At 55.6% G+C, this 23,656-nt stretch carries 21 protein-coding genes; 6 read left to right on the forward strand and 15 right to left on the reverse strand.

The genetic code is table 11. The features are described 5' to 3' along the window. Positions 1-84: 84 nt before the first annotated feature. Both mgtA and ACFX4U_RS20345 read left to right on the forward strand, forming a co-directional pair. Positions 85-2,793 carry a magnesium-translocating P-type ATPase gene (gene mgtA, locus ACFX4U_RS20340; protein WP_313508025.1) on the forward strand — a complete coding sequence of 903 codons (2,709 nt, stop codon included), beginning with the start codon at positions 85-87 and terminating at the stop codon, positions 2,791-2,793. Between the two features lie 157 nt (positions 2,794-2,950). After that, positions 2,951-5,335 (forward strand): family 20 glycosylhydrolase, encoded by a 2,385-nt coding sequence (locus tag ACFX4U_RS20345; RefSeq protein WP_313508024.1) that lies wholly within the window; start codon positions 2,951-2,953, stop codon positions 5,333-5,335. A 187-nt stretch (positions 5,336-5,522) separates the two neighbouring features. On the opposite strand, the gene ridA is transcribed toward ACFX4U_RS20345, so the two are convergent. From ridA to arcA, 9 genes are all read right to left on the reverse strand, one after another. Further along, the gene (ridA, locus tag ACFX4U_RS20350; RefSeq protein WP_017459089.1) at positions 5,523-5,909 is read right to left on the reverse strand and encodes a 2-iminobutanoate/2-iminopropanoate deaminase; all 387 of its coding nucleotides are present in this window, start codon (positions 5,907-5,909) and stop codon (positions 5,523-5,525) included. A 74-nt stretch (positions 5,910-5,983) separates the two neighbouring features. Then, positions 5,984-6,445, reverse strand: a complete 462-nt coding sequence (gene pyrI, locus ACFX4U_RS20355; protein WP_017459088.1) for an aspartate carbamoyltransferase regulatory subunit — start codon at positions 6,443-6,445, stop codon at positions 5,984-5,986. A 12-nt stretch (positions 6,446-6,457) separates the two neighbouring features. Then, positions 6,458-7,393, reverse strand: coding sequence for an aspartate carbamoyltransferase (gene pyrB, locus ACFX4U_RS20360; protein WP_065369960.1), 936 nt, complete (start codon positions 7,391-7,393; stop codon positions 6,458-6,460). Further along, positions 7,386-7,532: a pyrBI operon leader peptide gene (locus tag ACFX4U_RS20365; protein WP_305737252.1), complete on the reverse strand. Its 147-nt coding sequence runs from the start codon at positions 7,530-7,532 to the stop codon at positions 7,386-7,388. The genes pyrB and ACFX4U_RS20365 overlap by 8 nt, the downstream gene beginning before the upstream one ends. Positions 7,533-7,631: 99 nt before the next feature. Then, entirely contained in the window at positions 7,632-8,111 is a 480-nt protein-coding gene (locus ACFX4U_RS20370) for an arginine repressor (RefSeq protein ID WP_200552171.1), read from the reverse strand. 104 nt (positions 8,112-8,215) lie between these two features. Beyond that, the gene (locus tag ACFX4U_RS20375) at positions 8,216-9,619 is read right to left on the reverse strand and encodes a YfcC family protein (RefSeq protein WP_349350635.1); all 1,404 of its coding nucleotides are present in this window, start codon (positions 9,617-9,619) and stop codon (positions 8,216-8,218) included. 47 nt (positions 9,620-9,666) lie between these two features. After that, complete coding sequence (argF, locus tag ACFX4U_RS20380) at positions 9,667-10,671, reverse strand: ornithine carbamoyltransferase (protein WP_200552173.1); 1,005 nt, start codon at positions 10,669-10,671, stop codon at positions 9,667-9,669. Between the two features lie 18 nt (positions 10,672-10,689). Next, a complete protein-coding gene (arcC, locus tag ACFX4U_RS20385; protein WP_305737250.1) occupies positions 10,690-11,601 on the reverse strand; it encodes a carbamate kinase in 912 nt (303 codons plus the stop codon). Positions 11,602-11,611: 10 nt separating this feature from the next. After that, complete coding sequence (arcA, locus tag ACFX4U_RS20390) at positions 11,612-12,832, reverse strand: arginine deiminase (RefSeq protein WP_313508022.1); 1,221 nt, start codon at positions 12,830-12,832, stop codon at positions 11,612-11,614. A 676-nt stretch (positions 12,833-13,508) separates the two neighbouring features. Between arcA and ACFX4U_RS20395 the strand changes: the two genes are divergently transcribed. Then, entirely contained in the window at positions 13,509-13,961 is a 453-nt protein-coding gene (locus ACFX4U_RS20395) for a YhcH/YjgK/YiaL family protein (protein WP_313508057.1), read from the forward strand. A gap of 40 nt (positions 13,962-14,001) precedes the next feature. Here the strand turns inward: ACFX4U_RS20395 and argF (ACFX4U_RS20400) are convergent, their stop codons facing one another. Both argF (ACFX4U_RS20400) and ACFX4U_RS20405 read right to left on the reverse strand, forming a co-directional pair. Continuing rightward, positions 14,002-15,006 (reverse strand): ornithine carbamoyltransferase, encoded by a 1,005-nt coding sequence (gene argF, locus ACFX4U_RS20400; RefSeq protein WP_313508021.1) that lies wholly within the window; start codon positions 15,004-15,006, stop codon positions 14,002-14,004. Next, entirely contained in the window at positions 14,976-15,071 is a 96-nt protein-coding gene (locus tag ACFX4U_RS20405) for a hypothetical protein (protein ID WP_380218651.1), read from the reverse strand. Before ACFX4U_RS20405 ends, argF (ACFX4U_RS20400) begins: the two co-directional genes overlap by 31 nt. A 98-nt stretch (positions 15,072-15,169) precedes the next feature. Here ACFX4U_RS20405 and rraB point away from each other — a divergent pair, with 98 nt between their 5' ends. Both rraB and miaE read left to right on the forward strand, forming a co-directional pair. After that, the gene (gene rraB / locus ACFX4U_RS20410; RefSeq protein WP_017459078.1) at positions 15,170-15,592 is read left to right on the forward strand and encodes a ribonuclease E inhibitor RraB; all 423 of its coding nucleotides are present in this window, start codon (positions 15,170-15,172) and stop codon (positions 15,590-15,592) included. 45 nt (positions 15,593-15,637) lie between these two features. Continuing rightward, positions 15,638-16,396: a tRNA isopentenyl-2-thiomethyl-A-37 hydroxylase MiaE gene (gene miaE, locus ACFX4U_RS20415; RefSeq protein ID WP_200552176.1), complete on the forward strand. Its 759-nt coding sequence runs from the start codon at positions 15,638-15,640 to the stop codon at positions 16,394-16,396. A 20-nt stretch (positions 16,397-16,416) separates the two neighbouring features. Here miaE and ACFX4U_RS20420 read toward each other — a convergent pair whose 3' ends face one another. Next, a complete protein-coding gene (locus ACFX4U_RS20420) occupies positions 16,417-16,920 on the reverse strand; it encodes a GNAT family N-acetyltransferase (protein WP_305737249.1) in 504 nt (167 codons plus the stop codon). Positions 16,921-17,118: 198 nt separating this feature from the next. Here ACFX4U_RS20420 and ACFX4U_RS20425 point away from each other — a divergent pair, with 198 nt between their 5' ends. Beyond that, positions 17,119-18,321 carry a YjgN family protein gene (locus tag ACFX4U_RS20425; protein WP_380218650.1) on the forward strand — a complete coding sequence of 401 codons (1,203 nt, stop codon included), beginning with the start codon at positions 17,119-17,121 and terminating at the stop codon, positions 18,319-18,321. Positions 18,322-18,542: 221 nt separating this feature from the next. Here ACFX4U_RS20425 and ACFX4U_RS20430 read toward each other — a convergent pair whose 3' ends face one another. The 3 genes from ACFX4U_RS20430 to pepA form a co-directional block, all read right to left on the reverse strand. Then, a complete protein-coding gene (locus ACFX4U_RS20430) occupies positions 18,543-21,398 on the reverse strand; it encodes a valine--tRNA ligase (RefSeq protein ID WP_305737247.1) in 2,856 nt (951 codons plus the stop codon). Next, positions 21,398-21,841 carry a DNA polymerase III subunit chi gene (gene holC, locus ACFX4U_RS20435; protein ID WP_313508020.1) on the reverse strand — a complete coding sequence of 148 codons (444 nt, stop codon included), beginning with the start codon at positions 21,839-21,841 and terminating at the stop codon, positions 21,398-21,400. The genes ACFX4U_RS20430 and holC overlap by 1 nt, the downstream gene beginning before the upstream one ends. A 164-nt stretch (positions 21,842-22,005) precedes the next feature. Continuing rightward, on the reverse strand, positions 22,006-23,517 hold the full coding sequence (pepA, locus tag ACFX4U_RS20440; protein WP_017459072.1) for a leucyl aminopeptidase: 1,512 nt from the start codon (positions 23,515-23,517) through the stop codon (positions 22,006-22,008). Positions 23,518-23,656 lie beyond the last annotated feature (139 nt).

A 23,656-nucleotide genomic window follows, 5' to 3' on the forward strand; every position in this document is an offset into this window, starting at 1 on the left:
CCCGATTAAAAAACGCCAGCTGGCGCGGCTTTGTTACGCCAGTTGTCAATCGCACCCGCGTGACGCGGGGGCAAGGACACTATCATGCTGAAAAACATTACCCGGCAGCTTTTCGCTCGCCTCAACCGCCATTTACCGCGTCGTCTGGTGCAGCGCGATCCGCTTCCCGGCGTACAACATGTCGCTCAGGGCACTATCCCCGCCTCGATGGGCGAACGCTGCCTGCAGATTGCTACGATGGAACACGATAAGCTCTGGCAAACCTTTGCCAGCCACCCGGAAGGGCTGAACCCGCAGGAAGTGGAACTGGCGCGGGAAACCCACGGCGAAAACCTGATCCCGGCGCAGAAACCCGCCCCCTGGTGGGTGCATCTGTGGGTGTGCTATCGCAACCCGTTTAACCTGCTGCTGACCTGCTTAGGCATTATTTCTTACGCCTCGGAAGATCTGTTCGCCGCCTGTGTGATTGCGCTGATGGTGGCGATTTCTACACTGCTCAACTTCCTGCAAGAGGCGCGCTCAACGAAAGCGGCCGATGCGCTGAAAGCAATGGTCAGCAACACCGCGACGGTGCTGCGCGTGGTGAATGAGAAGGGTGAGAATGGCTGGTGCGAATTGCCTATCGACCAACTGGTGCCGGGCGATATCGTCAAACTGGCCGCAGGCGATATGATCCCGGCGGATCTGCGCGTGTTGCAGGCGCGGGATCTGTTTATCGCTCAGGCCTCGCTGACCGGCGAATCCTTGCCGGTAGAGAAAGTGGCGACCACGCGCAAGGCCGCGCAGCGCAACCCGCTGGAAGCCGATACCCTGTGCTTTATGGGCACCAATGTGGTGAGCGGCACGGCGCAGGCGATAGTCATTGCTACGGGCGGCAATACCTGGTTTGGCCAACTGGCCGGGCGTGTCAGTGAGCAAGAAACCGAGCAGAACGCGTTTCAGAAAGGCATCAGCCGGGTCAGTATGTTGTTGATCCGCTTTATGCTGGTGATGACGCCGATTGTGCTGCTGATCAACGGCTTTACCAAAGGCGACTGGTGGGAAGCGGCGCTGTTTGCGCTGTCGGTTGCCGTGGGGTTGACACCGGAAATGCTGCCGATGATTGTCACCTCCACGCTGGCGCGCGGTGCGGTGAAACTGTCGAAACAGAAAGTGATCGTTAAACATCTGGACGCCATTCAGAACTTTGGCGCGATGGATATCCTCTGTACCGATAAAACCGGCACCCTGACGCAGGACAAAATCGTGCTGGAAAATCACACGGATATCAGCGGCAAAGTCAGCGAACTGGTGCTGCACAGCGCCTGGCTGAACAGCCACTACCAGACCGGGCTGAAAAACTTGCTGGATACCGCGGTACTGGAAGGTGTGGACGCGGAAGCGGCGCAAACGCTGGCGGCGAGCTGGCGTAAAGTGGATGAGATCCCCTTTGATTTCGAACGCCGTCGCATGTCGGTAGTGGTGGCGCAGCAGGCGGATGTTCATCAACTGATTTGCAAAGGCGCGTTAACGGAGATCCTCAGCGTCTGCTCGCAGGTGCGTTTCAACGGCGAAATTTTCCCGCTGGATGACACCATGCTGCGCCGCATTGAGCGCGTGACCAGCACACTGAACCGCCAGGGGCTGCGCGTGGTTGCGGTTGCCACCAAATATCTGCCAGCGCGTAGCGGTGACTACCAGCGTATTGATGAATCGGATCTGATCCTCGAAGGCTACATCGCCTTCCTCGATCCACCGAAAGAGACAACAGCACCGGCGTTGAAAGCGCTGAAAGCCAGCGGTATCACCGTCAAAATTCTCACTGGCGACAGCGAGCTGGTGGCGGCGAAAGTGTGCCACGAAGTGGGGCTGGAAGTGGGCGATGCGCTGACCGGCAGCGAAATTGAGCGCATGAGCGATGATGAACTGGCGCAAATGGCGAAACACATCACGCTGTTCGCCCGCCTGACGCCGATGCATAAAGAACGCATTGTCCGTTTGCTGAAACGCGAAGGGCACGTGGTCGGTTTTATGGGCGATGGCATTAACGATGCTCCGGCGCTGCGTGCGGCAGACATCGGTATTTCCGTCGATGGCGCGGTAGATATCGCCCGCGAAGCGGCCGATATTATTTTGCTGGAAAAGAGCCTGATGGTGCTGGAAGAGGGGGTGATCGAAGGGCGCCGTACTTTTGCCAACATGCTGAAATACATCAAAATCACTGCCAGCTCTAACTTCGGTAACGTCTTCAGCGTGCTGGTGGCGAGCGCATTTCTGCCGTTTTTGCCCATGTTGCCGCTGCACTTGCTGATTCAGAACCTGGTCTATGACGTCTCGCAGGTGGCGATCCCGTTTGATAACGTCGACGACGAGCAGATCGCCAAACCGCAGCGCTGGAACCCGGCGGATCTGGGCCGTTTTATGATCTTCTTCGGTCCGATCAGTTCGATCTTCGACATCGTGACGTTTTGCGTGATGTGGTGGGTGTTTAAAGCCAACGTGCCGGAAGCGCAAACCCTGTTCCAGTCCGGCTGGTTTGTGGTTGGTTTGCTGTCACAAACGCTGATTGTGCATATGATCCGCACCCGCCGCGTACCGTTTATCCAGAGCCGCGCCGCTTGGCCGCTGGTGGCGATGACGCTGATGGTGATTTGTGTCGGCATCGCGCTGCCGTTCTCGCCGCTGGCGCAATACCTGCAATTGCAGGCGCTGCCGCTGGCGTACTTCCCTTGGCTGGTGGCGATCCTCGCCGGTTACATGACGCTCACGCAGTGGATGAAAGGATTCTACAGCCGCCGCTACGGCTGGCAGTAAACATTCTCCTGAACCCGGCTTGTGCTGAGCGCGCAGGCCGGGTATTTCTCCCAATTCCCGCAAGCTGTGATCCCCGTCGCCCGGCGCGCTTGACGCTCCTGAGGGCGCATGTTAACAAAATGTTTTCCCTCGCCTGACGTCGTCTGAAGGAACATTTATGTTGCGTTACAGCCTGTTAACTGCCGGGTTGCTGCTCGGTTCTTCCGCTTTTGCTGCGCCCGCGGGCGACTTGCCGCTGATGCCGTGGCCGGCAAAGGTTGAACGTCCGGCAACGCAGGGCTCGCTGGTCCTGACGGACACGCTCTCTGTCAGTGTCAGCGGTGACGATCTGGGCGACGCCGTTACGCGATTGCGCCAGCGCATCGCCCGGCAAACCGGCTGGACGCTACAACCGCAGGCCGAAAAACCGCAACATCCCACCATTTCGATAACTATCGCCAAAAAAGTGGCGCCGCTGCCGAAGCTGGATAGCGATGAGCACTACACACTGACCATCGATGCGAATGGCGTGCAGATCGCCGCAAATACCCGCTTTGGCGCACTGCGCGCCATGGAAACGTTGCTCCAGCTGATTCAAAACGGTACGGAAAATACCACCTTGCCGTGGGTGACCATTGACGATTCGCCGCGCTTCCCGTGGCGCGGTTTGCTGCTTGATTCTGCCCGTCATTTTGTGCCGGTCGATGACATCAAACGGCAGATCGACGGCATGGTGGCGGCGAAACTGAACGTGCTGCACTGGCATTTAACCGATGACCAGGGCTGGCGTTTTAGCTCAAAGCGCTACCCCAAACTGACGCAGCTTGCCAGCGATGGTCTCTTTTACAGCGAAGAGCAAATGCGCGATGTGGTGCGCTACGCCACGGCGCGTGGCATCCGCGTGGTGCCGGAAATCGACATGCCGGGACACGCGTCGGCGATTGCTGTCGCTTATCCGGAACTGATGAGCGCGCCGGGGCCGTATCAGATGGAGCGCCACTGGGGCGTACTGAAACCGGTGTTGGATCCAACAAAAGCGGCGACTTATACCTTTGCGGAAGCGATGGTCAGCGAACTGGCGGCGATCTTCCCGGATGCCTATCTGCACATTGGCGGCGATGAGGTGGACGATACGCAGTGGAAAAACAACCCGGCGATCCAGCAATTTATGCGCGACAACAAACTGGCCGACAGCCATGCGTTGCAGGCTTATTTCAACCGCAAACTGGAGGCGATCCTCGAAAAACATCAGCGCCAGATGGTGGGCTGGGATGAGATCTTCCACCCGGATCTGCCCAAAAGCATTGTCATCCAGTCCTGGCAGGGACAGGACGCGCTAGGCGAGGTGGCAAAGCAGGGTTACAAAGGCATTCTTTCTACCGGTTTTTACCTCGATCAGCCGCAGTACACCGCCTATCACTACCGCAATGAGATTGTGCCGCAGGGCTTAAATGGTGTGGATGTGATTGCCGATAACGACAGTGCGCAAAGCTGGTCGTTTTCGATGCCGCGCCTGAAAGGCAGCTCGGTGGAAGGGACGTTTACGCTGGTGAAAGGTGAAAGTGGATGGCGCGGATTTATTGATTTCAAAGGCAAATCCCGCCGTGCCGTGCAGCATATCGACTGGCGCAGCGATCGCCAGGTGAGTTTTGTCGTCGATACGTGGATGGGCGAAACCCGCCCGGTCATCACTCTCACCGACGATAAACTCGGTGGTTACTTCCTGTTGGGTAACGCACGTTATCCGGTTACCGGCGCAAGGCTAAACGAGGTGCCGAAAGGGATTGCGCCCGCTGTACCGGACGCCAGCCAGCAGGCGAGTTTACTGGGGGGCGAAGCCGCGCTGTGGGCGGAAAATGTGGTCGCGCCGGTGCTGGATATCAAACTGTGGCCGCGTGCGTTTGCCGTGGCGGAACGTTTATGGTCGGCGCAGGATGTGAACGACACCGACAACATGTACAGCCGTTTGCAGGCAATGGACAGCTGGTCGACAGTATCGGTCGGCCTGCAACAGCACAACCAGCAGCTGGTGCAGTTCACGCGCCTTGCGAACAGCGCCGATACCTTGCCGCTGCAGATCCTCGCCCAGGCTGTCGAACCGGCGCACTACTACACGCGCCAGCATCTGAAATTCCAGGCCGGTAACTATCATCAGTTCGAGCCGCTGAACCGCTTTGCCGATGCGCTGGCACCGGAGAGCAGCACCGTTCGCCAGATGAACCAGTGGGTCGACAGACTGGTGAGCGATGCGGAAGACAGCACCAGCGCCGTGGCGCTGCGCCATCTCTTTAGCCGCTGGCAGGGTAACACCAGCGACGCGCTGGCGCTCAGCGACAGCAACTATCAGCTAAAAGCGATGCGCCCGGTGATTTTGCAGGTGGATAAGCTCGCTACCATTGGGCTGCGCCTGACGGATTTGGTGGCGCGTCAGGGGACGCTGGATGATGGCGAAATAGCGTCTATTCAACAGGAGCTGGATAACGCGGCGCAGATTCAGGACGAAGTGGTGATAGCGGCGGTCTATCCGCTGGAAAAACTGCTGCGCGCTACGCGCAATCGGTAAACGCCTGGGTGATAAGCGTACATAAATTGATTCCCTGGAAGGGCGTACCCACTTCTTCAAAAGAAACCTCTGGCAGCCTGTGAGATTTAAATTTAAAGGTAAGCGGGCAGAGCCAAAACCGGTCGCGTTTTAAGTGGGCAATAAAAAAGGCAGCGTAAGCTGCCTTTTATCTGTCGCGTAGCCGCCATTAACGGCGAACGGCGATGGCTTCAATCTCGATTTTCACGTCTTTTGGCAGACGGGCGACTTCCACGCAGGAACGCGCCGGGAAGCTGGCGTTATGTTCATTGAAAAAGGCTTCATACGTGGCGTTAACGGTAGCGAAATCGTTGAGATCTTTCACGAAAACGGTGGTTTTCACGATGTCGCCCACTTTCAGACCCGCCGCTTCAACAATCGCTTTCACGTTGTCCAGCGACTGACGTGCTTGCGCCGCCACATCTTCCGGTACGCTACCGGTTTTCGGATCAACCGGGATCTGACCCGAGGTCAGGATCATGTTGCCAAGATCAACAGCTTGAACATAAGGGCCAATCGCTGCTGGCGCGTTTTCCGTGGCGATAACTTTGGTCATAATAACTCCTGAATGACAGCGGTATTGAGGTTCCGCCCCATTATAGGGAGGGAAAAACGCAATACCAACCGCAATTAGTTGGCCAGCACCACATGGTGCGAGAACTCTTTCTCACAATATTTGCACTTCAGCGCGATGTCGCTTTCGCGTTTTTTCACCGCAAAGCTGGAGGCAACCGGTTCAGCATGGCTGATGCAGTTGCTGTTCGGGCACACCAGCACGCCAGTAATGCGCTCCGGCAGGCTCGGGCGCGATTTGCCCACCACTTCATACTCGTCGATACGGTTGACCGTGGCCTGCGGTGCGTACAGCGCCAGTTGGTTCACCTGCTCGTCGGTAAGAAACGTGTTCTCGATCTTGATCAAATCTTTGCGCCCCATCTCGCCGGACGGCAGATTCAGGCCGATGGTGATGCGCTGATCGGTTTCCGTCAGCTTAAACAGCGTCAGCAGTTTAAACCCGACGCGCGCCGGGATGTGGTCAATCACGGTACCGCGTTTGATGGCTTCGACCTGCAGTTTGTTATCGTGTGTCATTGTCGTTTCTCCTTACAGCGCCAAATCGCGATTGAGAACCAGCGCCAGCAGAGCCTGGCGCGCGAAGATACCGTTACCGGCCTGCTGGAAATACCAGGCGTGCGGCGTTTTATCCACGTCGGTAGTAATTTCATCCACGCGCGGCAGCGGGTGCAGCACCTTCATATTGCTGCGCGCGTTGGTTAAGTCGCTGGCGCGCAGGACAAATTGCGCTTTGACGTTGGCGTATTCCGACGGATCCAGACGCTCTTTCTGCACGCGCGTCATATAGAGAATATCCACCTCGGCCATCACCTCTTCGATGCTGGCGTGTACGCTCCAGGCCATGCCTTTTTCGTCCAGCATATCGAGAATGTACTGCGGCATTGCCAGCGCGTCCGGGGCGATAAAGTAGAAGCGGTTGCCGCTGAATTTCGCCAGCGCCTGCGCCAGCGAATGCACGGTGCGGCCATATTTCAGGTCGCCGACCATCGCGATGTTGAGGTTCTCAAGGCGGCCTTGTGTTTCCTGAATCGTGAACAGATCGAGCAGCGTTTGCGTCGGATGCTGGTTAGCTCCGTCACCGGCGTTGAGCACCGGAATGCCGCCGGAAAACTCGGTTGCCAGTCGCGCCGCGCCCTCTTGCGGATGGCGCATCACAATGGCGTCCACATAGGTGCTGATCACCGAAATAGTGTCGGCCAGCGTTTCGCCTTTTTTACCCAGCGACGTGTTGCTGCTGTCGGAGAAACCGACCACGCTCGCGCCAAGGCGGTGCATAGAGGTTTCAAACGATAAACGCGTGCGGGTGGAGGCTTCAAAGAAGCAACTGGCGATCACTTTATGCTTGAGCAACTCCGGCTGCGGGTTGGCCTTCAGTCGTGCGGCGGTGTGTAGCACCAGTTCGAGTTCTTCGCGGCTGAGATCGTTTATGGAAATGATATGTTTCTGATATAGCGGGTTAGCCATGGTTATCTCCTGACGACTGCGCAAAAAAAAGCCCCTCAATAGAGGGGCTGTGGAATTCGGTGATCATCGGGAAGGAAAACGGCAGGCCAGCGCCTTTTTTCAGACGCGGTAAGACAGTTTGTCGTACACACTGATTCATGCTTCCTCCCGGCAAATTGTCCCGGATTATACGCAGCTGTTTTCGCGGATCAAGCGATTGATGCACATTTTACGCAATGCAAACGGTTCTCTTTGAATATTAATGCGTTCTAAGTAAATAATTAATTTGCTTATGCACCAGCGCTGTGTGCTTCACGATTCTTGGCGCGACCCAGACGATACTGCTTCCTGCCACTACGCCGAGGATCTCCGGCAACTGGTGATAATCCAGAATACGTGCCACTGCGCGACCATATCCCGCCACGGTATGGATAAGGATAAATTCGCTATTATGCTCAACGCTAACCACCATTTCGGAGATGGAGCGGGCGGCATCCGGCACTGGGCGCAACTGCGGATTCAGCGAATAAATTTTTTGTCCTTTGGCGTTGCGAATTTTGATTACACCGAGCAGTGTCAAAAGGCGAGAAACGGTGGACTGACTGATACTGTCGAAGCCGTGGCGCTGCAAATCGCGGCGGATCTCCTCCTGTGAAAGATAACTTTTTTCACTAATCAGGCGCTGGCAGACCGCCAGTTGTAGCTGCTCTTTCGGTGAATAATCTCCATATTCCATCATCTCTTTTCCCGTATTGGTTGCCGAAACAAAATGCCCGGCAACGCCATGCTTACCGGGCCTGTATATTATCCACAGACCGGGTAAGCAAAGCGCCACCCGGCGCGCTACAGCAGAGCGCCAAGGCTGAGTGCTGCCATGATCACCACCGTCAGTATCGCCAACAATGGCGCGACCCATTTCAGGTAGCGCACATAGGGAACATGGGCGATAGCCAGCCCGCCCATCACCACCGCCGACGTAGGCGTCACCAGGTTGACGATGCCGGACGCCGATTGGTACGCGGTAACGACCAGATCGCGGTTGACGTTAGCGAAATCGGCCAGCGGCGCCATAATCGGCATCGTCAGCACCGCAAGGCCGGAGGACGAGGGCACGAGGAACGACAGCACCACTTCCAGCCAGTACATAACGTTGATAAACGCGACGGTGGATAACCCGCTGACCATGCCTTCGGCACTGTGCAAAATAGTATGAGTAATCATACCTTTATCCATGATCACTACGATACCGCGGGCAATGCCGATTATCAGCGCTACGCCCAGCAGATCTCGCGCGCCGTTGATAAATGTTGAGGTCAACTCCTCTTCGCTCATGCGGGCGATCAAACCCACGATGATGGCGCTTGCCAGAAACACTGCCGAGATCTGCGCCATCCACCAGCCGAGCACCGCCACGCCGTAGATCATCACCACAAAGGCCAGCGCGAAAATAAGCAGGATCAGTTTGCGCACCGGGGTGAATTCGAGCATCTCCGGCGATTTGTTGCCGAGGAAAAACGCGCGATCCTCTTCCTGTTTGTCGGCGACGATCGACAGCGCCGGGTTGGCGCGTACGTTGCGGGCGTAGCGCATCACCCAGGCAACACAGATGATCCAGCCAATCACCAGCAGCGCAACGCGCAGGAGAATGCCGTGGGTAAATGGGATCCCGGCGGCGTTGGCGGCGATCACCGTGGCGAACGGGTTGATGGTCGATCCGAGCGTGCCGATCCCTGCGCCGAGCAGCACGGTGGAGGCGGCGACAACCGGATCAAAACGGGCGGCGAGCATCACGGGAACCAGCAGCGTATAAAACGGCAGCGACTCTTCTGCCATACCGTAGATGGTGCCGCCTGCGGCGAACAGCGCCATCAGGATCGGGATCATCCACTCTTCACGGCCACGCAAGCGAGTGGTGACGCGCTCGATCCCGGCGTCAATCGCGCCCGTTTTGGTGACGATGCCCAGAAATCCGCCGATGATCAGAATAAACAGTGCCACATCAATTGCGCCTGCCTGGCCGGTATCGGGATCGTAAAGACCGCTTATTGGCGCCATGATCACGGCGATTAACCCTTGAGGATGCGCGGCGACATGCGCATAAGTACCGGCAATCGGTACTTCTTTACCGAGGGCTGGGTTCATTGCCATCTGGTATTGCCCGGCGGGGATCACCCAACTGAGCGCGGCAACAATGGCAATCAACAAAAAGAGAATGGTGTAAGCGGAAGGGAACTTGAACTTGCCCATGATGTGCTCCTTAACCCCGGCGCACCCGCGGCGCGCCGGGGGAGTGGTTAGTCGCCGAGGGTTGCCACCATCACCGCTTTGATGGTGTGCATCCGGTTTTCTGCTTCATCAAAAACGATAGAGTTAGGCGATTCGAAAACCTCTTCGGTGACTTCCAGCCCTTTCAGGCCATACGCCATTTCTATCTCGCCGCCCACTTTGGTGTGTTCGTTATGAAACGCGGGCAGGCAGTGCATAAATTTCACCTGCGGATTACCGGTGGCTTTCACCACCGCACCGTTTACCTGGTAGGGTTTCATCAGGCTAACGCGCTCAGACCACGCTTCTTTTGGCTCGCCCATCGACACCCACACATCGGTGTAGAGGAAATCAACGCCCTGCACGCCTTCTTCCACATCCTCGGTGAGCATGATGCGCGCGCCGGTTTCACGCGCGATGGCGCGGCACTGTTCCACCAACGCGGCCTCCGGCCAGAAGGATTTTGGTGCCACCAGGCGGATATCCATGCCCATCTTTGCTGCACCGACCATCAGCGAGTTGCCCATGTTGTTGCGCGCATCGCCAAGATAAGCAAAGCGCAGATCCGGCAGACGTTTGCCCGGCGCGTGCTCCAGCATGGTCATCAGATCGGCCAGGATCTGCGTCGGGTGAAATTCGTTGGTCAGCCCGTTCCACACCGGCACGCCTGCGTATTGACCCAGTTCTTCCACAATCTGCTGGCCGTAACCGCGATATTCGATGCCGTCATACATGCGTCCCAGCACGCGGGCGGTATCTTTCATCGACTCTTTGTGGCCAATCTGTGAACCGCTTGGGCCGAGATATGTCACCTGCGCGCCCTGATCGAACGCGCCGACTTCAAATGCGCAGCGGGTGCGGGTGGAGGTTTTTTCAAAAATCAGCGCGATGTTTTTGCCGACCAGCGTTTTCTTCTCGCGTCCTGCTTTTTTGTCAGCTTTTAGCTGGATAGCCAGATCGATCAGGTACTGGATCTCCGCCGGCGTGTAGTCGAGCAGTTTGAGAAAGTTGCGGTTTTTCAGGTTGATGCTCATGAGATTTCCTTTTTTAAATCAGTAACGAATCAATGTGCCTTTGTCCCCGGCGAGGATGGCCGGGCCATCCGCCAGCGCGCCGATACCCGCGATGCCGTGACACTGCTCGACAAACTGGCGGCAGGCAGCGACCTTCGGCCCCATCGAGCCGGCGTCGAACTGCATGCCTTGCAGCACGTCCGGGGTGACTTGCGCCAGCGGGCGCTGCGTAGGTTTGCCCCAGTCGAGATACACCGCGTCGGCGTCGGTAAGGATCAGCAAGGCGTCGGCTTCGATTTGCCGCGCCAGCAGCGCCGCTGAGAGATCTTTGTCGATCACCGCTTCGATACCGTGGTAACCGTTGGCGTTTTCCACCACCGGCACACCGCCGCCGCCGTTGCAAATCACCAGGTGATCGCGGTTGATCAGCGCGCTAATGGCGTCGCTTTCAACAATGCGTTTGGGTTGCGGGGAGGGCACAACGCGGCGGAAATAGCGGCCATCGGCCTTAAATACCCAGCCTTTCTCCTGCTGCAGCGTTTGGGCTTGCGCCTCGCTGTAGACCGGGCCGATGTATTTGCTCGGGTTGCTGAACGCCGGGTCGCTGGCGTCCACTTCCACCTGGGTGAGCAGTACGCTCACTTCGCGTTGTGGCAGGTTATTTTTCAGCGACTGTTGCAGCATGTAGCCAATCATCCCCTGGCTTTCCGCGCCGAGAATATCGAGCGGGTAGGGGGTAACTTTGTCGTAAGCGCTGTTTTGCAGCGCCAGCAGACCGACCTGCGGCCCGTTGCCGTGGACCAGCACCACGCGCCACTGCGCGGTCAGCCCGGCGATGGTGCGCGCGGCAAGATCAATGTTCTGGCGCTGGATACTGGCTTCCAGCGGTTCGCCGCGTTTTAGCAGCGCGTTGCCGCCCAGCGCGACAACCAGCGTAGGTTTTCTTTCCATGATGGCTCCTTTAAATGCCGTCGCGTTCCAGTGGGCAGCTCATGCAGCGCGCACCGCCGCGCCCGCGTCCCAGCTCATCACCGGGGATTGGCAGCACGGTGATCCCGGCTTTGTCATATTTTTCGTTGGTCCAGATATTGCGCTCATAGCCAACGACCACGCCGGGACGCAGCGTGAGGACGTTGTTGGCGTCATTCCACTGTTCGCGTTCAGCTTCAAAGGCGTCGCCGCCGGTAGTGATAAGCCGTACCTGGTCAATACCCAGCGCTTTTTCGATGGCGTGCAGCAGGTCGCTTTCCTGCGTGCGTTGCAGGCCGCCGCGACCGTCCGGGGTGAGCGTCCAGCACTGGGCGTCTTTGCGCACCACTTCGGGGTAAACGGAGAAGGTGTCGATATCGATATGGGTCATTACCGTGTCGAGGTGCATACAGGAGCGGTGTTTCGGCAGTTCAACGACGATAACGCGTTCGGCCTGACGGTGTTTGAACAGGCTATTAGCCAGAAATTCCACGCCCTGCGGTGTGGTGCGTTCAGAGAGGCCAATTAATACCGCACCGCGACCGATGACTAATACATCGCCGCCCTCAAGCGTGGCGTGATCGTAATTAATATTTTCGTCGCCAAAGTATTTAATAAAATTGCCATCGGCGAATGCGGGGTGCCAGCGATATATAGCACGTAGATTATTCGTTTCCCGCTGGCGGGCCGGTTTGGCCATCGGATTAATCGACACGCCGTTATAAATCCAGCACGACGTGTCACGGGTAAATAAATGGTTGGGCAGCGGCTTCATAATAAAATCATTCGCTGTGTGGGTATCAACCACCATATTTTTAATAAATGCCGGGATCTCGCCGTAGGTTAATCCACCGCTAAGCCGCCGCGCCAGTTCGCGGTGCGGCATATCCGCCAGCCAGCTGCGCACATCTGCGGCGAAGGTGGGGCCAAGGCGATAATCGGAGATCTGCATTTCCAGCAGCCAGGCTTTTGCTTCTGCAATATCAAGCGTTTGTGTCAGAAGGTCGGTCAACAGCAGGACTTCCACACCCTGCTCGCGCAGTGTGTTTGCGAAGGCGTCATGCTCTTCCCCGGCGCGCTCGACCGATAACACGTCATCGAATAACAGCTCCTGACAATTCGACGGTGTTAACCGTTTCAGGCTTAAATTGGGGCGGTGCAGCATAACGCTACGCAATTGACCTATTTCAGAACCGACGTAGTGCTTTTCCATAATTATTCCTTTAACTGTTTTTTCAGAATAAAAAGGGGGCGGCAATGAAATGTGATTAATTTCATCGCGCGTTAATAACGATTAATTTCATGGCTCATAGTAGAAGCCGTAAGAATTAATAGTGTGATTGTGCTCACGTCGAATGGGTAATTAAATAGCCGCCGTTCAATTGCATGATTCGCATCAGAGAATAGAGAATTAGCCTAATTATCAGGATGAATGCTTACGCATTAACGGCTGAACTTATTCATGGTTGTTATTGTTTTGTAGCTATCCACCTATTTTTGTGAATATGTAAGCCGTTGATTGCTAAGTTTTTTCAACAGTGAATGGAATAGATATGCATAAAAATGAATAGAGCGGTGCTGCTGGGCGCAAAAAAGGGAAATAACCAGTGAATGAATGCGCAAATAAACAGGCTGCTGAAGTGTGACCGGGAAAGGTTTATTTAAATAAACTCTTTTTAATCAGTGGATAACAACTTTATGTCAGAGTGCGGCTGTGAGCTTTATGCATCTATGCTGCATAAAAGCGTAATTGGCCTTAACAGGCATATAACATATTTTCCGATAAACATGCGTTGTGACAAATCTCTGGCAGAAAGTGGTGGTATGGCAGTGTGAATTTTCGTATAAAAGCTGAAAATGAAACGATGTTTTATGTTGAGGGCTACACCATGATCGTTGGCAATATTCACAACTTACAATCCTGGCTGCCGGAAGAGCTGCGCCAGGCCATTGAACACGTTAAGCAGCACGTTACCGATGCCACGCCTGTTGGCAAACATGATATCGACGGCAACCGCCTGTTTTTCCTCGTCTCGGAAGATATGACGCAGCCGTTTGCAGAGCGCCGCGCCGAGTATCACGCCCGTTATCTGGACATCCAGATTGTGCTGAAAGGCCAGGAAGGGATAACTTTTAGCACCCAGCCTGCGGGCGCGCCGGACACCGACTGGCTGGCGGATAAAGACATCGCGTTTTTGCCGGAAGGCGCACAGGAAAAAACCGTGGTGCTGAGCGAAGGGGATTTTGTGGTGTTCTACCCGGGCGAAGTTCACAAACCGCTGTGTGCGGTAAACGCGCCAGCCCAGGTACGTAAAGTGGTCGTGAAACTGCTAATGGCGTAAGCGTAATGCCCGGCCGCGCTGCGCAACCGGGCTTATTGCGTTATTTACTGAGGGTGGCGACCATCACCGCTTTGATGGTGTGCATCCGGTTTTCAGCCTGATCAAATACAATACTCGCCGGTGATTCAAACACCTCGTCAGTCACTTCCATGCCGCCGTGCAGGCCAAACTCTTCTGCCATTTTCTTGCCAAGCGTAGTTTTATCGTCATGAAACGCGGGCAGACAGTGCAGGAATTTCACCTGCGGGTTGCCGGTGAGCGACAACATTTTGCTGTTGACCTGGTAAGGCCGCAGCAGCGCGATGCGCTCCGCCCACTTCTCTTTCGCTTCGCCCATTGATACCCACACATCGGTATAAATAAAATCGGCGTCTTTCACTCCGCTCGCGATATCTTCTGTCAGCAGAATGTTGCCGCCGTTTTTCACCGCCAGCGCTTTGCATTCGGCGACCAGGCTCGCGTCCGGCCAGCACGCTTTTGGCGCGACAAGGCGTAGATCTAAACCCACCAGCGCGGCGGCTTCCAGCATCGAGTTGCCCATGTTGTTCCGCGCGTCACCTGCATAAACCAGTTTCATCTGGTTAAGGGCTTTGCCCGGCAAGTGCTCGCGCATGGTCAGCAGATCGGCCAGCAATTGGGTCGGGTGAAATTCATTGGTTAAGCCGTTCCACACCGGCACACCTGCGTATTGCGCCAGTGTTTCGACAATCTCCTGACCATAACCGCGGTACTGAATGCCGTCGTACATCCGCCCCAGTACGCGCGCTGTGTCTTTAATTGACTCTTTATGCCCGATTTGACTGCCGCTTGGGGCGAGATACGTTACGCGAGCACCCTGATCATATGCGGCAACTTCGAAAGAGCATCGTGTGCGGGTTGAGTCTTTTTCGAAGATGAGCGCGATATTTTTCCCGGTAAGCTTCTGGACTTCCTGACCTTTTTTCTTATCTGCTTTCAGCTGAGCGGCGAGTTGCAGCAGGGTATTGATTTCAGCAGGTGTAAAATCGAGCAGTTTCAAAAAATGCTTTTGATAAAACGCGGACATATTTCCCTCACATGGCGAAGGCCACTTATTGAATTAAAATTCAATTTATATTTATGAATATGCATTTGCAACCCCGGGCTATAAATCTTTTCGGCGAGGAGTGGAGGCAATGCCAGCGGTGTGTGACAATAAGTGTATCTGCCACATTGATGAGGAACGAGCCATGGCGAACCCGGAACACCTGGAAGAACAGCGCGAAGAGACGCGTTTGATTATTGAAGAATTGCTCGAAGACGGCAGCGATCCTGATGCGCTGTATACCATTGAGCATCACCTGTCGGCAGATGATTTCGAAACGCTGGAAAAAGCCGCTGTTGAAGCCTTTAAACTGGGCTACGAAGTGACAGAGCCGGAAGAGCTGGAACTGGACGAAGGCGAAGTGGTTATCTGTTGCGACGTGCTGAGTGAAAGCGCATTGAACGCCGATTTGATCGACGCGCAAGTTGAGCAACTGCTTAACCTGGCTGAGAAATTCGACGTGGAATATGACGGTTGGGGAACCTACTACGAAGACCCGAACGGCGAAGAGGGTGACGATGACGACGAGGATTACGTCGACGAAGAAGATGACGGTGTTCGTCACTGAGTAAATATTGCGGCAGCGCTCGCTGCCGCAATGCAAGGAACCACAATGGATTACCCGCAAATACTCTCCCCGGTTTTAAACTTCCTGCACTGCCCGACACCGCAATCCTGGCTGGACAAAGCACGCGATCCATCAATGCTGCCGCTGCTGCTTACCGATCATATGGTGTGCGAACTGAAAGCGGCGCAAACCGCTATGCTGCTGGTGCGCCGCTATGTGGCGGATAAAAGCGGGTCGGACGCGCTCCTGGCGTGGCTGAAACCGTATGAAGAATTTACCTTTCGTGAAGGGCCGGAGCCGGATTTTGTCGCGCTGCATAAGCAGATTGGCAAAAGTGTGATGCCGCAAACTGACGACGCGTGGGGCCAGGCGCTGATCGATAGCATGGTGCTGTTGATCAAAGAGGAGCTGCACCACTTCTGGCAGGTGCGGGAAGCCATGCTCGCCCGTAACATTCCCTACGTGAAAATTACCGCCAGCCGTTATGCAAAAGGGATGCTCAAAGCGGTTCGCACGCATGAACCGCTGACATTAGTTGATAAGTTAATCTGTGGCGCCTATATCGAAGCGCGCTCCTGCGAGCGTTTTGCTGCACTGGCGCCGTGGCTGGACGACGATTTGCAGAAATTTTACCTGTCGTTGCTGCGTTCTGAAGCGCGCCATTATCAGGATTACCTGGCGCTGGCGCAGCAGATTTCGACCACTGATATCAGCCCGCGTGTGCGCCATTTCGGCGAAGTAGAAGCGGGGCTTATCTCAACACCGGATGCGGAGTTCCGTTTTCACAGCGGCGTACCGGTGTAAAGCATCGGTACGCTTTCGGGTTACAGTGTTTTCAGCATCCGCACTTCGCAGTCTACGTGACCGGTGCAGCCGAGCGGCCCGTCGATATGCTCAAAGCCAAGACGTTCATAAAGCCCAATGGCGTCAGTCAGGAACGCGGTGGTTTCCAGATAACAGCGGCTAAAGCCCTGCGTGCGAGCGTGTTCCAGCGCCATCTGCGCCAGTTTCTTTGCCAGCCCCTGCCCACGCGCACTGGGCAGGAAATACATCTTTTGCAGTTCGCAGATATCCGGTTCGCTACATTTCAGCGGCGCGACGCCACCGCCGCCCACCACTTCGCCATTTTGCTCAACTACCCAATAGGCGCAACCCGGTCGGCTATATAACTGATACAGCTCATCCAGTTCGGGGTCGGCAACGGTGTAGCCTTTATCGGCGGTGAGGCCATATTCCGCAGATACCTGGCGGATCACAGATGCGATTGCTGCGTTGTCGGCGGCAGCAATCCGGCGCATTTTTACCTCTACCGGCGCGGTCACATTCATCTCTGCACTCTGTTTTTGGGGTTATAAGCTGATCCTGCTTAATACCACTACAGGGGCGTTCTGGCAAGACCAGGAATATTGGGCGCTATTTTTTTGACCGGCAGCTATTTAGACTTAATAGTGGAGATAACCATTTCGCAATATTGTTATGGTTGACTGCCTTTTTCCTGGCTTCTTTTTTTTACGATAAGGATTGTTATGACTCCCGAAACTCATGGTTCCGTGGCGGTTCCCGTGCGCCGTTTTCTCTTTCAGGGCAGCGGGAAAGGCTATTTCGTGGTTTGGCTGGTTAATATTTTACTGACCTTAATAACGCTGGGGTTATATTTGCCGTGGGCGTTAGTGCGTGCACGTCGTTATTTTTATGAGAATACTGAACTTAGCGGTGCGCGTTTTTCTTATCACGCGACCGGGCGTTCTATTTTTGTCGGCTGGCTCTGCCTGCTGGTGCTGTATGTGATTTTCTTTATTAACGTGGCCTACCAGAACGTGATTTTACAGCTCTGTATGATGGGGCTGTTCCTGATTTTCTTCCCGTGGTTGATTACTCAGGGCCTGCGTTATCAAATGTTGATGACAGAGATTAACGGTGTGCGTTTTAATTTCTATGCCAGCCCTTTGCGCGCCTGGTGGGTGATGATGGGCTGCCCGCTGTTGATTATTATCGCCTCGGTGGTGGTGTTCTCCCTCTTTGTGACTTCGGCATTAAGTAGCGGCTCATATGGCGCTATTTCCGTGATGATTGGTATCGGTACATTGGTATTACTGCTGGGTATTGCCATTATGCAGGGCGTATATGCTGCGCAATGGTTTGGCATGCTGATTAATAATTTGCAGTACGGCAAACTGAAATTCTCGGCTGAAATTTCAATGAAAAAATGCATCACCATTGTGGTGCTGTCGATGCTGCTGTTTGTGCCGTTTATTGTGCTGGTGATGGTGATGATTATTCCGTCATTCATTACGATGTCAGAATATGCTTATGCTGCGGGCGGCGATCCGGAGCAATTAGCACTGATGATGGGGCCGCTTTACGGCAAATTAGCGCTGAGCTACCTGATCTATATTGCCGGGGCGATTGTCTGCTTCCTTTTCGCGTTTGTGAAACTGCGCGCCTACATTTACGGGCAACTGGCACTGGAAGGGAACATTCGTTTCTCCTCAACGGTGGCGATGGGGCGTATGTTCTGGATTTCCGTCACCAATATGCTGGTGTGTGGCGTCACGCTGTTCCTGGCGTGGCCGTGGGCGAAAGTGCGCATGACCCGTTATCTGCTGGAAAATACCCATGTTCATGGCGATCTGGAAGCACTGACGCTGGAAGATCACGGTGTGCAGCCCGCGAAAGATCCGGCGAACCTGCTGGCTCGCGGCTTGTCGTTCTACCCGGCGGTGCTGTAATTCGGGAAAATTTGCCAGATGGCGGTGACGCCTTATCTGGCAACCTGCCTTCCTGGAAGGCAGGTTGCGCACTGGAAGGGTATACAGACACCTTTTAAAAACGGCCTAAAATCCACAGGCAATAAGGCTGAGCTAAACCCGTTGATGACCATAACGACGGTTGGGCCACTTGCAATAAAAAAGCCGGGCATTGCTGCCCGGCTTTTTCTTCTGCGCAGTGATTACAGCGCGGCGATAACCGCCTGCTGCTCAATCAGCTTCGCTTTCGCTTCCGCGTAGCCATCCAGCTTCTCGCGCTCTTTGGCAATTACCGCTTCCGGCGCGCGCGCCACAAAGCCTTCGTTGCCCAGTTTGCTTTCGATGCGTCCAATTTCCTGCTCAACTTTCGCCACTTCTTTCGCCAGACGCGCCAGCTCGGCATCTTTGTCGATAAGACCCAGCATCGGGATCAGCAGCTCTGCGCCATCAACGATTTTGGTTACTGAAACCGGGCCTTTATCGTCGGCAGGCAGGATCGTGATGCTTTCCAGACGCGCCAGCGTTTGCAGGAAGCTCAGGTTATCGTTCACACGACGCTTCGCTTCCTCGCTCGCGCTACGCAGCAGCAGCTCCAGCGGTTTACCCGGTGCGATGTTCATTTCGGCACGGATGTTACGTACCGCGATGATCGCCTGTTTCAGCCACTCGGTGTCTGCCAGCGCTTTCTCATCCACCTGTGCCGCGTCGTACTGCGGGAACGGCTGCAACATGATGGTGTCGGCGGTAATGCCTTTCAGCACTTTCACGCGCTGCCAGATGGTTTCGGTGATAAACGGAATGATCGGATGCGCAAGGCGCAGAAGACCTTCCAGCACGGTCACCAGCGTGTTGCGGGTACCGCGCAGTTCCGCTTCAGAACCACCGTTCATGACCGGCTTGGTCAGTTCCAGATACCAGTCGCAGAACTGGTTCCAGGTGAATTCGTACAGAATGCCTGCGGCGATATCGAAGCGGAAATTATCCAGCGCGTCACGGTAGGCTTTGATGGTCTGGTTGAATTCCGCGAGGATCCAACGGTCTGCCAGCGACAACACCATTTCGCCACCGTTGAAGCCGCAATCCTGATCTTCGGTGTTCATCAGTACAAAGCGGCTGGCGTTCCACAGCTTGTTACAGAAGTTACGGTAACCTTCCAGGCGTTTCATATCCCAGTTGATGTCGCGACCGGTTGAAGCCAGCGCCGCGAGGGTGAAGCGCAGGGCGTCGGTGCCGTGCGGTTCAATGCCGTCCGGGAACTGTTTCTCGGTGCGCTTGCGGATTTTCTCTGCCAGCTGCGGCTGCATCATGTTGCCGGTGCGTTTTTCCAGCAGATCCGCCAGCGAAATACCGTCAACCATATCCAGCGGGTCAATCACGTTGCCCTTGGATTTGGACATCTTCTGGCCTTCGTCATCACGGATAAGACCGGTCATGTAGACGGTTTTAAACGGCACCTGCGGCTTGCCATCTTCATCTTTGATAAAGTGCATGGTCATCATGATCATGCGCGCAATCCAGAAGAAGATAATGTCGAAGCCGGAAACCATCACGCTGGTTGGGTGGAACTGGCGCAACGCGTCGGTGTTTTCCGGCCAGCCGAGGGTTGAGAAGGTCCACAGCGCGGAGGAGAACCAGGTATCCAGCACGTCGTCGTCCTGGCGCAGGGCGACATCGGCGGCCAGATTGTTTTCCTGGCGCACTTCGTCTTCGTTACGGCCAACATAAACGTTGCCTTCGTTGTCGTACCACGCCGGAATGCGGTGGCCCCACCACAGCTGGCGGGAGATACACCAGTCCTGAATGTCGCGCATCCAGGAGAAATACATGTTTTCGTACTGTTTCGGCACGAACTGGATGTCGCCGTTTTCCACCGCTTCCACCGCCGGTTTCGCCAGCACATCGGCGCGAACGTACCACTGGTCGGTGAGCATCGGTTCGATAACCACGCCGCCGCGATCGCCGTACGGAACGGTCAGGTCGTGTGGTTTGATCTCTTCCAGCAGGCCAAGTGCGTCCACAGCCGCGACAATTGCTTTACGCGCGGCAAAACGTTCCAGCTTCTGGAACTCTGCCGGGATATCCGCTGGGTAAACATCGGATTCGTTGCCGTTGGTGTCGTACACCTGTGCGCTTTCACGGATATCGCCGTCAAAGGTCAGGATATTGATCATCGGCAGTTTGTGGCGACGACCCACTTCATAGTCATTAAAATCATGCGCCGGGGTGATTTTCACGCAGCCGGTGCCTTTTTCCATGTCGGCGTGTTCGTCGCCGACAATCGGAATGCGGCGGTTGACCAGCGGCAGTACCACGAATTTGCCAATCAGATCTTTGTAGCGCGGATCTTCCGGGTTCACCGCCACGCCGGTATCACCGAGCAGGGTTTCCGGGCGCGTGGTGGCAACCACCAGGTAATCTTTACCGTCGGCGGTTTTCGCGCCGTCGGCCAGCGGGTAGCGGATATGCCACATTGAGCCTTTCGACTCGCGGTTTTCCACTTCCAGATCGGAGATCGCCGTGCGCAGTTTCGGGTCCCAGTTCACCAGGCGTTTACCACGGTAAATCAGGTCTTCTTTATACAGGCGGACGAACACTTCTTTTACGGCGTTGGAAAGGCCTTCGTCCATGGTGAAGCGTTCGCGATCCCAGTCTACGGAGTTACCGAGACGGCGCATCTGGCGGGTGATCGTGCCGCCGGATTCCGCTTTCCACTGCCAGATTTTGTCGATAAAGGCGTCGCGACCATAGTCGTGGCGGGTTTTACCCTCTTCGGCGGCAATTTTACGCTCAACCACCATTTGGGTAGCGATACCCGCGTGGTCAGTCCCCGCCTGCCACAGGGTGTTTTTCCCCTGCATGCGCTGGTAGCGGATCATGGTGTCCATGATGGTCTGCTGGAAGGCGTGGCCCATATGCAAACTGCCGGTGACGTTCGGCGGCGGGATCATGATGCAGAAGCTTTCCTGGCTTTCATCACCGTTCGGTTTGAAATAGCCCTGCTTTTCCCACTGCTCGTACAGCGGCTGTTCGATATCTTTGGGGTTGTATGTCTTTTCCATTATTTCCAGGTTGCCGTGTTCAGGTTGAAACCAGCCATGCGGTACGCTTTATAGCGTTCGCGCGCCAGTTGTTTCAGAGAATCTTCGTGAGGAACGAAGTCTATCACTTCTGTGAAAGCGGTGGCAAAATCTGCAAATTCCGCGCGCAGGCTGATCAAAATATCGCGCGGGCTGCCGTTGCGTTTTTGGGGCCAGGCCAGCTCCACCGGCGCACCGCCGCGTGGTCCTTCACCTGCCAGGTTGTGCGGCACAAAGCTCTCCGCCGGGCGCGCCCACAGCGCTTCATCCAGTCGAATGGCTTGTTGCTCATCGGCACAGGCAATCAGCACGCGTTTACCGTTACGCCAACGTTCTGCGGCAATTTCACACACCAGTTGTTCGACGGCGTTTAAGCCGTCAGCGGCGTTGTCATTGTCCAGAAGGTAGAACGTTGCATTTTTCATATATGGGGCTTTTGGTTGAGGATTTAAACGCTATAGTCGTCGTCTTTCACGCTGCCTCTTTGTTGGGCTGTCGCCGCGATGCAACGCGCAATCCATCAGCGATAGCGTTCATATTGCACGAGGTTGCAGGCCGGATAAGTGCAGCGCTATCCGGCCTTGACGACTTACTCTTCGCCGTTAAACCCGGCGCGGTTCAGCAGGAACTGTGACAGCAGCGCCACCGGACGACCGGTTGCGCCTTTGGCTTTACCGGAACGCCATGCAGTACCGGCGATATCCAGGTGCGCCCAGTTGTACTTACGGGCAAAGCGAGAAAGGAAGCAGCCGGCGGTGATTGCGCCGCCAGGACGGCCACCGATGTTCGCCATATCCGCAAAGTTGGACTCCAGCTGTTCCTGGTACTCATCAGCCATCGGCAAACGCCACGCGCGATCGCCCGCCTGCTCGGAGGCGCCAATCAGCTCGTGCGCCAGCGGGTTGTGGTTCGACAGCAGCCCGGTGATGTGGTGGCCGAGTGCAATCACACACGCACCGGTCAGCGTCGCGACATCGATTACCGCTTCCGGCTCGAAACGCTCAACGTAAGTCAGCACGTCGCACAGCACCAGACGGCCTTCGGCGTCGGTGTTCAGTACTTCTACCGTCTGGCCGGACATGGTGGTCAGCACGTCGCCCGGACGATAAGCGCGCCCGCCTGGCATATTTTCACAACCCGCCAGCACGCCAATGACGTTGATCGGCAGTTGCAGCTCGGCGACCATGCGCATCACGCCATACACCGCTGCGGCGCCGCACATGTCGTACTTCATCTCATCCATGCCTTCGGCAGGCTTGATAGAGATACCGCCGGAGTCGAAGGTCAGTCCTTTGCCCACCAGCACGATTGGACGTGCGTCTTCCGCCGGGTTGCCTTTGTATTCAATCACCGACATCAGCGATTCGTTCTGCGAACCCTGGCCGACCGCGAGGTACGAGTGCATGCCCAGCTCGCGCATCTGCTGCTCGCCAATCACGCGGGTCACCACATTTTTGCTGTAGGTGTCAGCTAACTGGCGCGCCTGAGACGCGAGGTAGCCCGCGTTACAGATGTTTGGCGGCATATTGCCGAGATCTTTTGCTGCTTTGATGCCAGCGGCAATGGCCAGACCGTGCTGAATGGCGCGCTCGCCGCTGGTCAGCTCGCGGCGGGTCGGCACATTGAACACCATTTTACGCAGCGGGCGGCGCGGCTCGCTTTTGTTGGTTTTCAGTTGGTCGAAGCTGTAAAGAGTCTCTTTCGCGGTCTCTACGGCCTGGCGTACTTTCCAGTAAGTATTACGCCCTTTTACATGCAGTTCGGTCAGGAAGCAGACGGCTTCCATTGAGCCGGTATCATTCAGCGTGTTAATGGTTTTTTGAATCACCTGCTTGTACTGGCGCTCGTCCAGTTCACGCTCTTTACCGCAGCCAATCAGCAAAATACGTTCGGAGAGGACATTCGGTACGTGGTGCAGCAGTAAAGTCTGCCCCGGCTTGCCTTCCAGTTCCCCACGACGCAGCAGCGCACTGATGTAGCCGTCACTGATTTTATCGAGTTGCTCGGCGATCGGAGAGAGCCGGCGCGGTTCAAAGACGCCGACAACGATGCAGGCACTCCGCTGTTTCTCCGGGCTACCGCTTTTTACACTGAACTCCATGCACTACGCTCCTGAATCTTAAAGACAACGGCGGCGGCTACGGATAGAATTGCAAGCTTTCGTAACTCGTGTCCGCTGTTGCGGTGACTTCGTGTTAATCTTAATGTTACTTCGGTTTCGGCACGTCAGAATCGGGTCT

The organism is Kosakonia sp. YIM B13588, assembly GCF_042788165.1.
In the GTDB taxonomy this organism is placed as follows: domain Bacteria; phylum Pseudomonadota; class Gammaproteobacteria; order Enterobacterales; family Enterobacteriaceae; genus Kosakonia; species Kosakonia sacchari.

What these genes read in the sequence shown, in the direction of transcription:
- ACFX4U_RS20370 (WP_200552171.1), bottom strand. Translation starts at nt 8,111, where the DNA reads ATGATGGAATATGGAGATTATTCACCGAAAGAGCAGCTACAACTGGCG.
- ACFX4U_RS20420 (WP_305737249.1), bottom strand. Translation starts at nt 16,920, where the DNA reads ATGAATGTGACCGCGCCGGTAGAGGTAAAAATGCGCCGGATTGCTGCC.
- ACFX4U_RS20430 (WP_305737247.1), bottom strand. Translation starts at nt 21,398, where the DNA reads ATGGAAAAGACATACAACCCCAAAGATATCGAACAGCCGCTGTACGAG.
- argF (WP_313508021.1), bottom strand. Translation starts at nt 15,006, where the DNA reads ATGTCCGCGTTTTATCAAAAGCATTTTTTGAAACTGCTCGATTTTACA.
- ACFX4U_RS20425 (WP_380218650.1), top strand. Translation starts at nt 17,119, where the DNA reads ATGACTCCCGAAACTCATGGTTCCGTGGCGGTTCCCGTGCGCCGTTTT.
- pyrI (WP_017459088.1), bottom strand. Translation starts at nt 6,445, where the DNA reads ATGACACACGATAACAAACTGCAGGTCGAAGCCATCAAACGCGGTACC.
- arcA (WP_313508022.1), bottom strand. Translation starts at nt 12,832, where the DNA reads ATGGAAAAGCACTACGTCGGTTCTGAAATAGGTCAATTGCGTAGCGTT.
- ACFX4U_RS20375 (WP_349350635.1), bottom strand. Translation starts at nt 9,619, where the DNA reads ATGGGCAAGTTCAAGTTCCCTTCCGCTTACACCATTCTCTTTTTGTTG.
- ACFX4U_RS20395 (WP_313508057.1), top strand. Translation starts at nt 13,509, where the DNA reads ATGATCGTTGGCAATATTCACAACTTACAATCCTGGCTGCCGGAAGAG.
- holC (WP_313508020.1), bottom strand. Translation starts at nt 21,841, where the DNA reads ATGAAAAATGCAACGTTCTACCTTCTGGACAATGACAACGCCGCTGAC.
- ACFX4U_RS20345 (WP_313508024.1), top strand. Translation starts at nt 2,951, where the DNA reads ATGTTGCGTTACAGCCTGTTAACTGCCGGGTTGCTGCTCGGTTCTTCC.
- ridA (WP_017459089.1), bottom strand. Translation starts at nt 5,909, where the DNA reads ATGACCAAAGTTATCGCCACGGAAAACGCGCCAGCAGCGATTGGCCCT.
- mgtA (WP_313508025.1), top strand. Translation starts at nt 85, where the DNA reads ATGCTGAAAAACATTACCCGGCAGCTTTTCGCTCGCCTCAACCGCCAT.
- arcC (WP_305737250.1), bottom strand. Translation starts at nt 11,601, where the DNA reads ATGGAAAGAAAACCTACGCTGGTTGTCGCGCTGGGCGGCAACGCGCTG.
- ACFX4U_RS20405 (WP_380218651.1), bottom strand. Translation starts at nt 15,071, where the DNA reads ATGCATATTCATAAATATAAATTGAATTTTAATTCAATAAGTGGCCTT.
- argF (WP_200552173.1), bottom strand. Translation starts at nt 10,671, where the DNA reads ATGAGCATCAACCTGAAAAACCGCAACTTTCTCAAACTGCTCGACTAC.
- miaE (WP_200552176.1), top strand. Translation starts at nt 15,638, where the DNA reads ATGGATTACCCGCAAATACTCTCCCCGGTTTTAAACTTCCTGCACTGC.
- rraB (WP_017459078.1), top strand. Translation starts at nt 15,170, where the DNA reads ATGGCGAACCCGGAACACCTGGAAGAACAGCGCGAAGAGACGCGTTTG.
- pyrB (WP_065369960.1), bottom strand. Translation starts at nt 7,393, where the DNA reads ATGGCTAACCCGCTATATCAGAAACATATCATTTCCATAAACGATCTC.
- pepA (WP_017459072.1), bottom strand. Translation starts at nt 23,517, where the DNA reads ATGGAGTTCAGTGTAAAAAGCGGTAGCCCGGAGAAACAGCGGAGTGCC.
- ACFX4U_RS20365 (WP_305737252.1), bottom strand. Translation starts at nt 7,532, where the DNA reads ATGAATCAGTGTGTACGACAAACTGTCTTACCGCGTCTGAAAAAAGGC.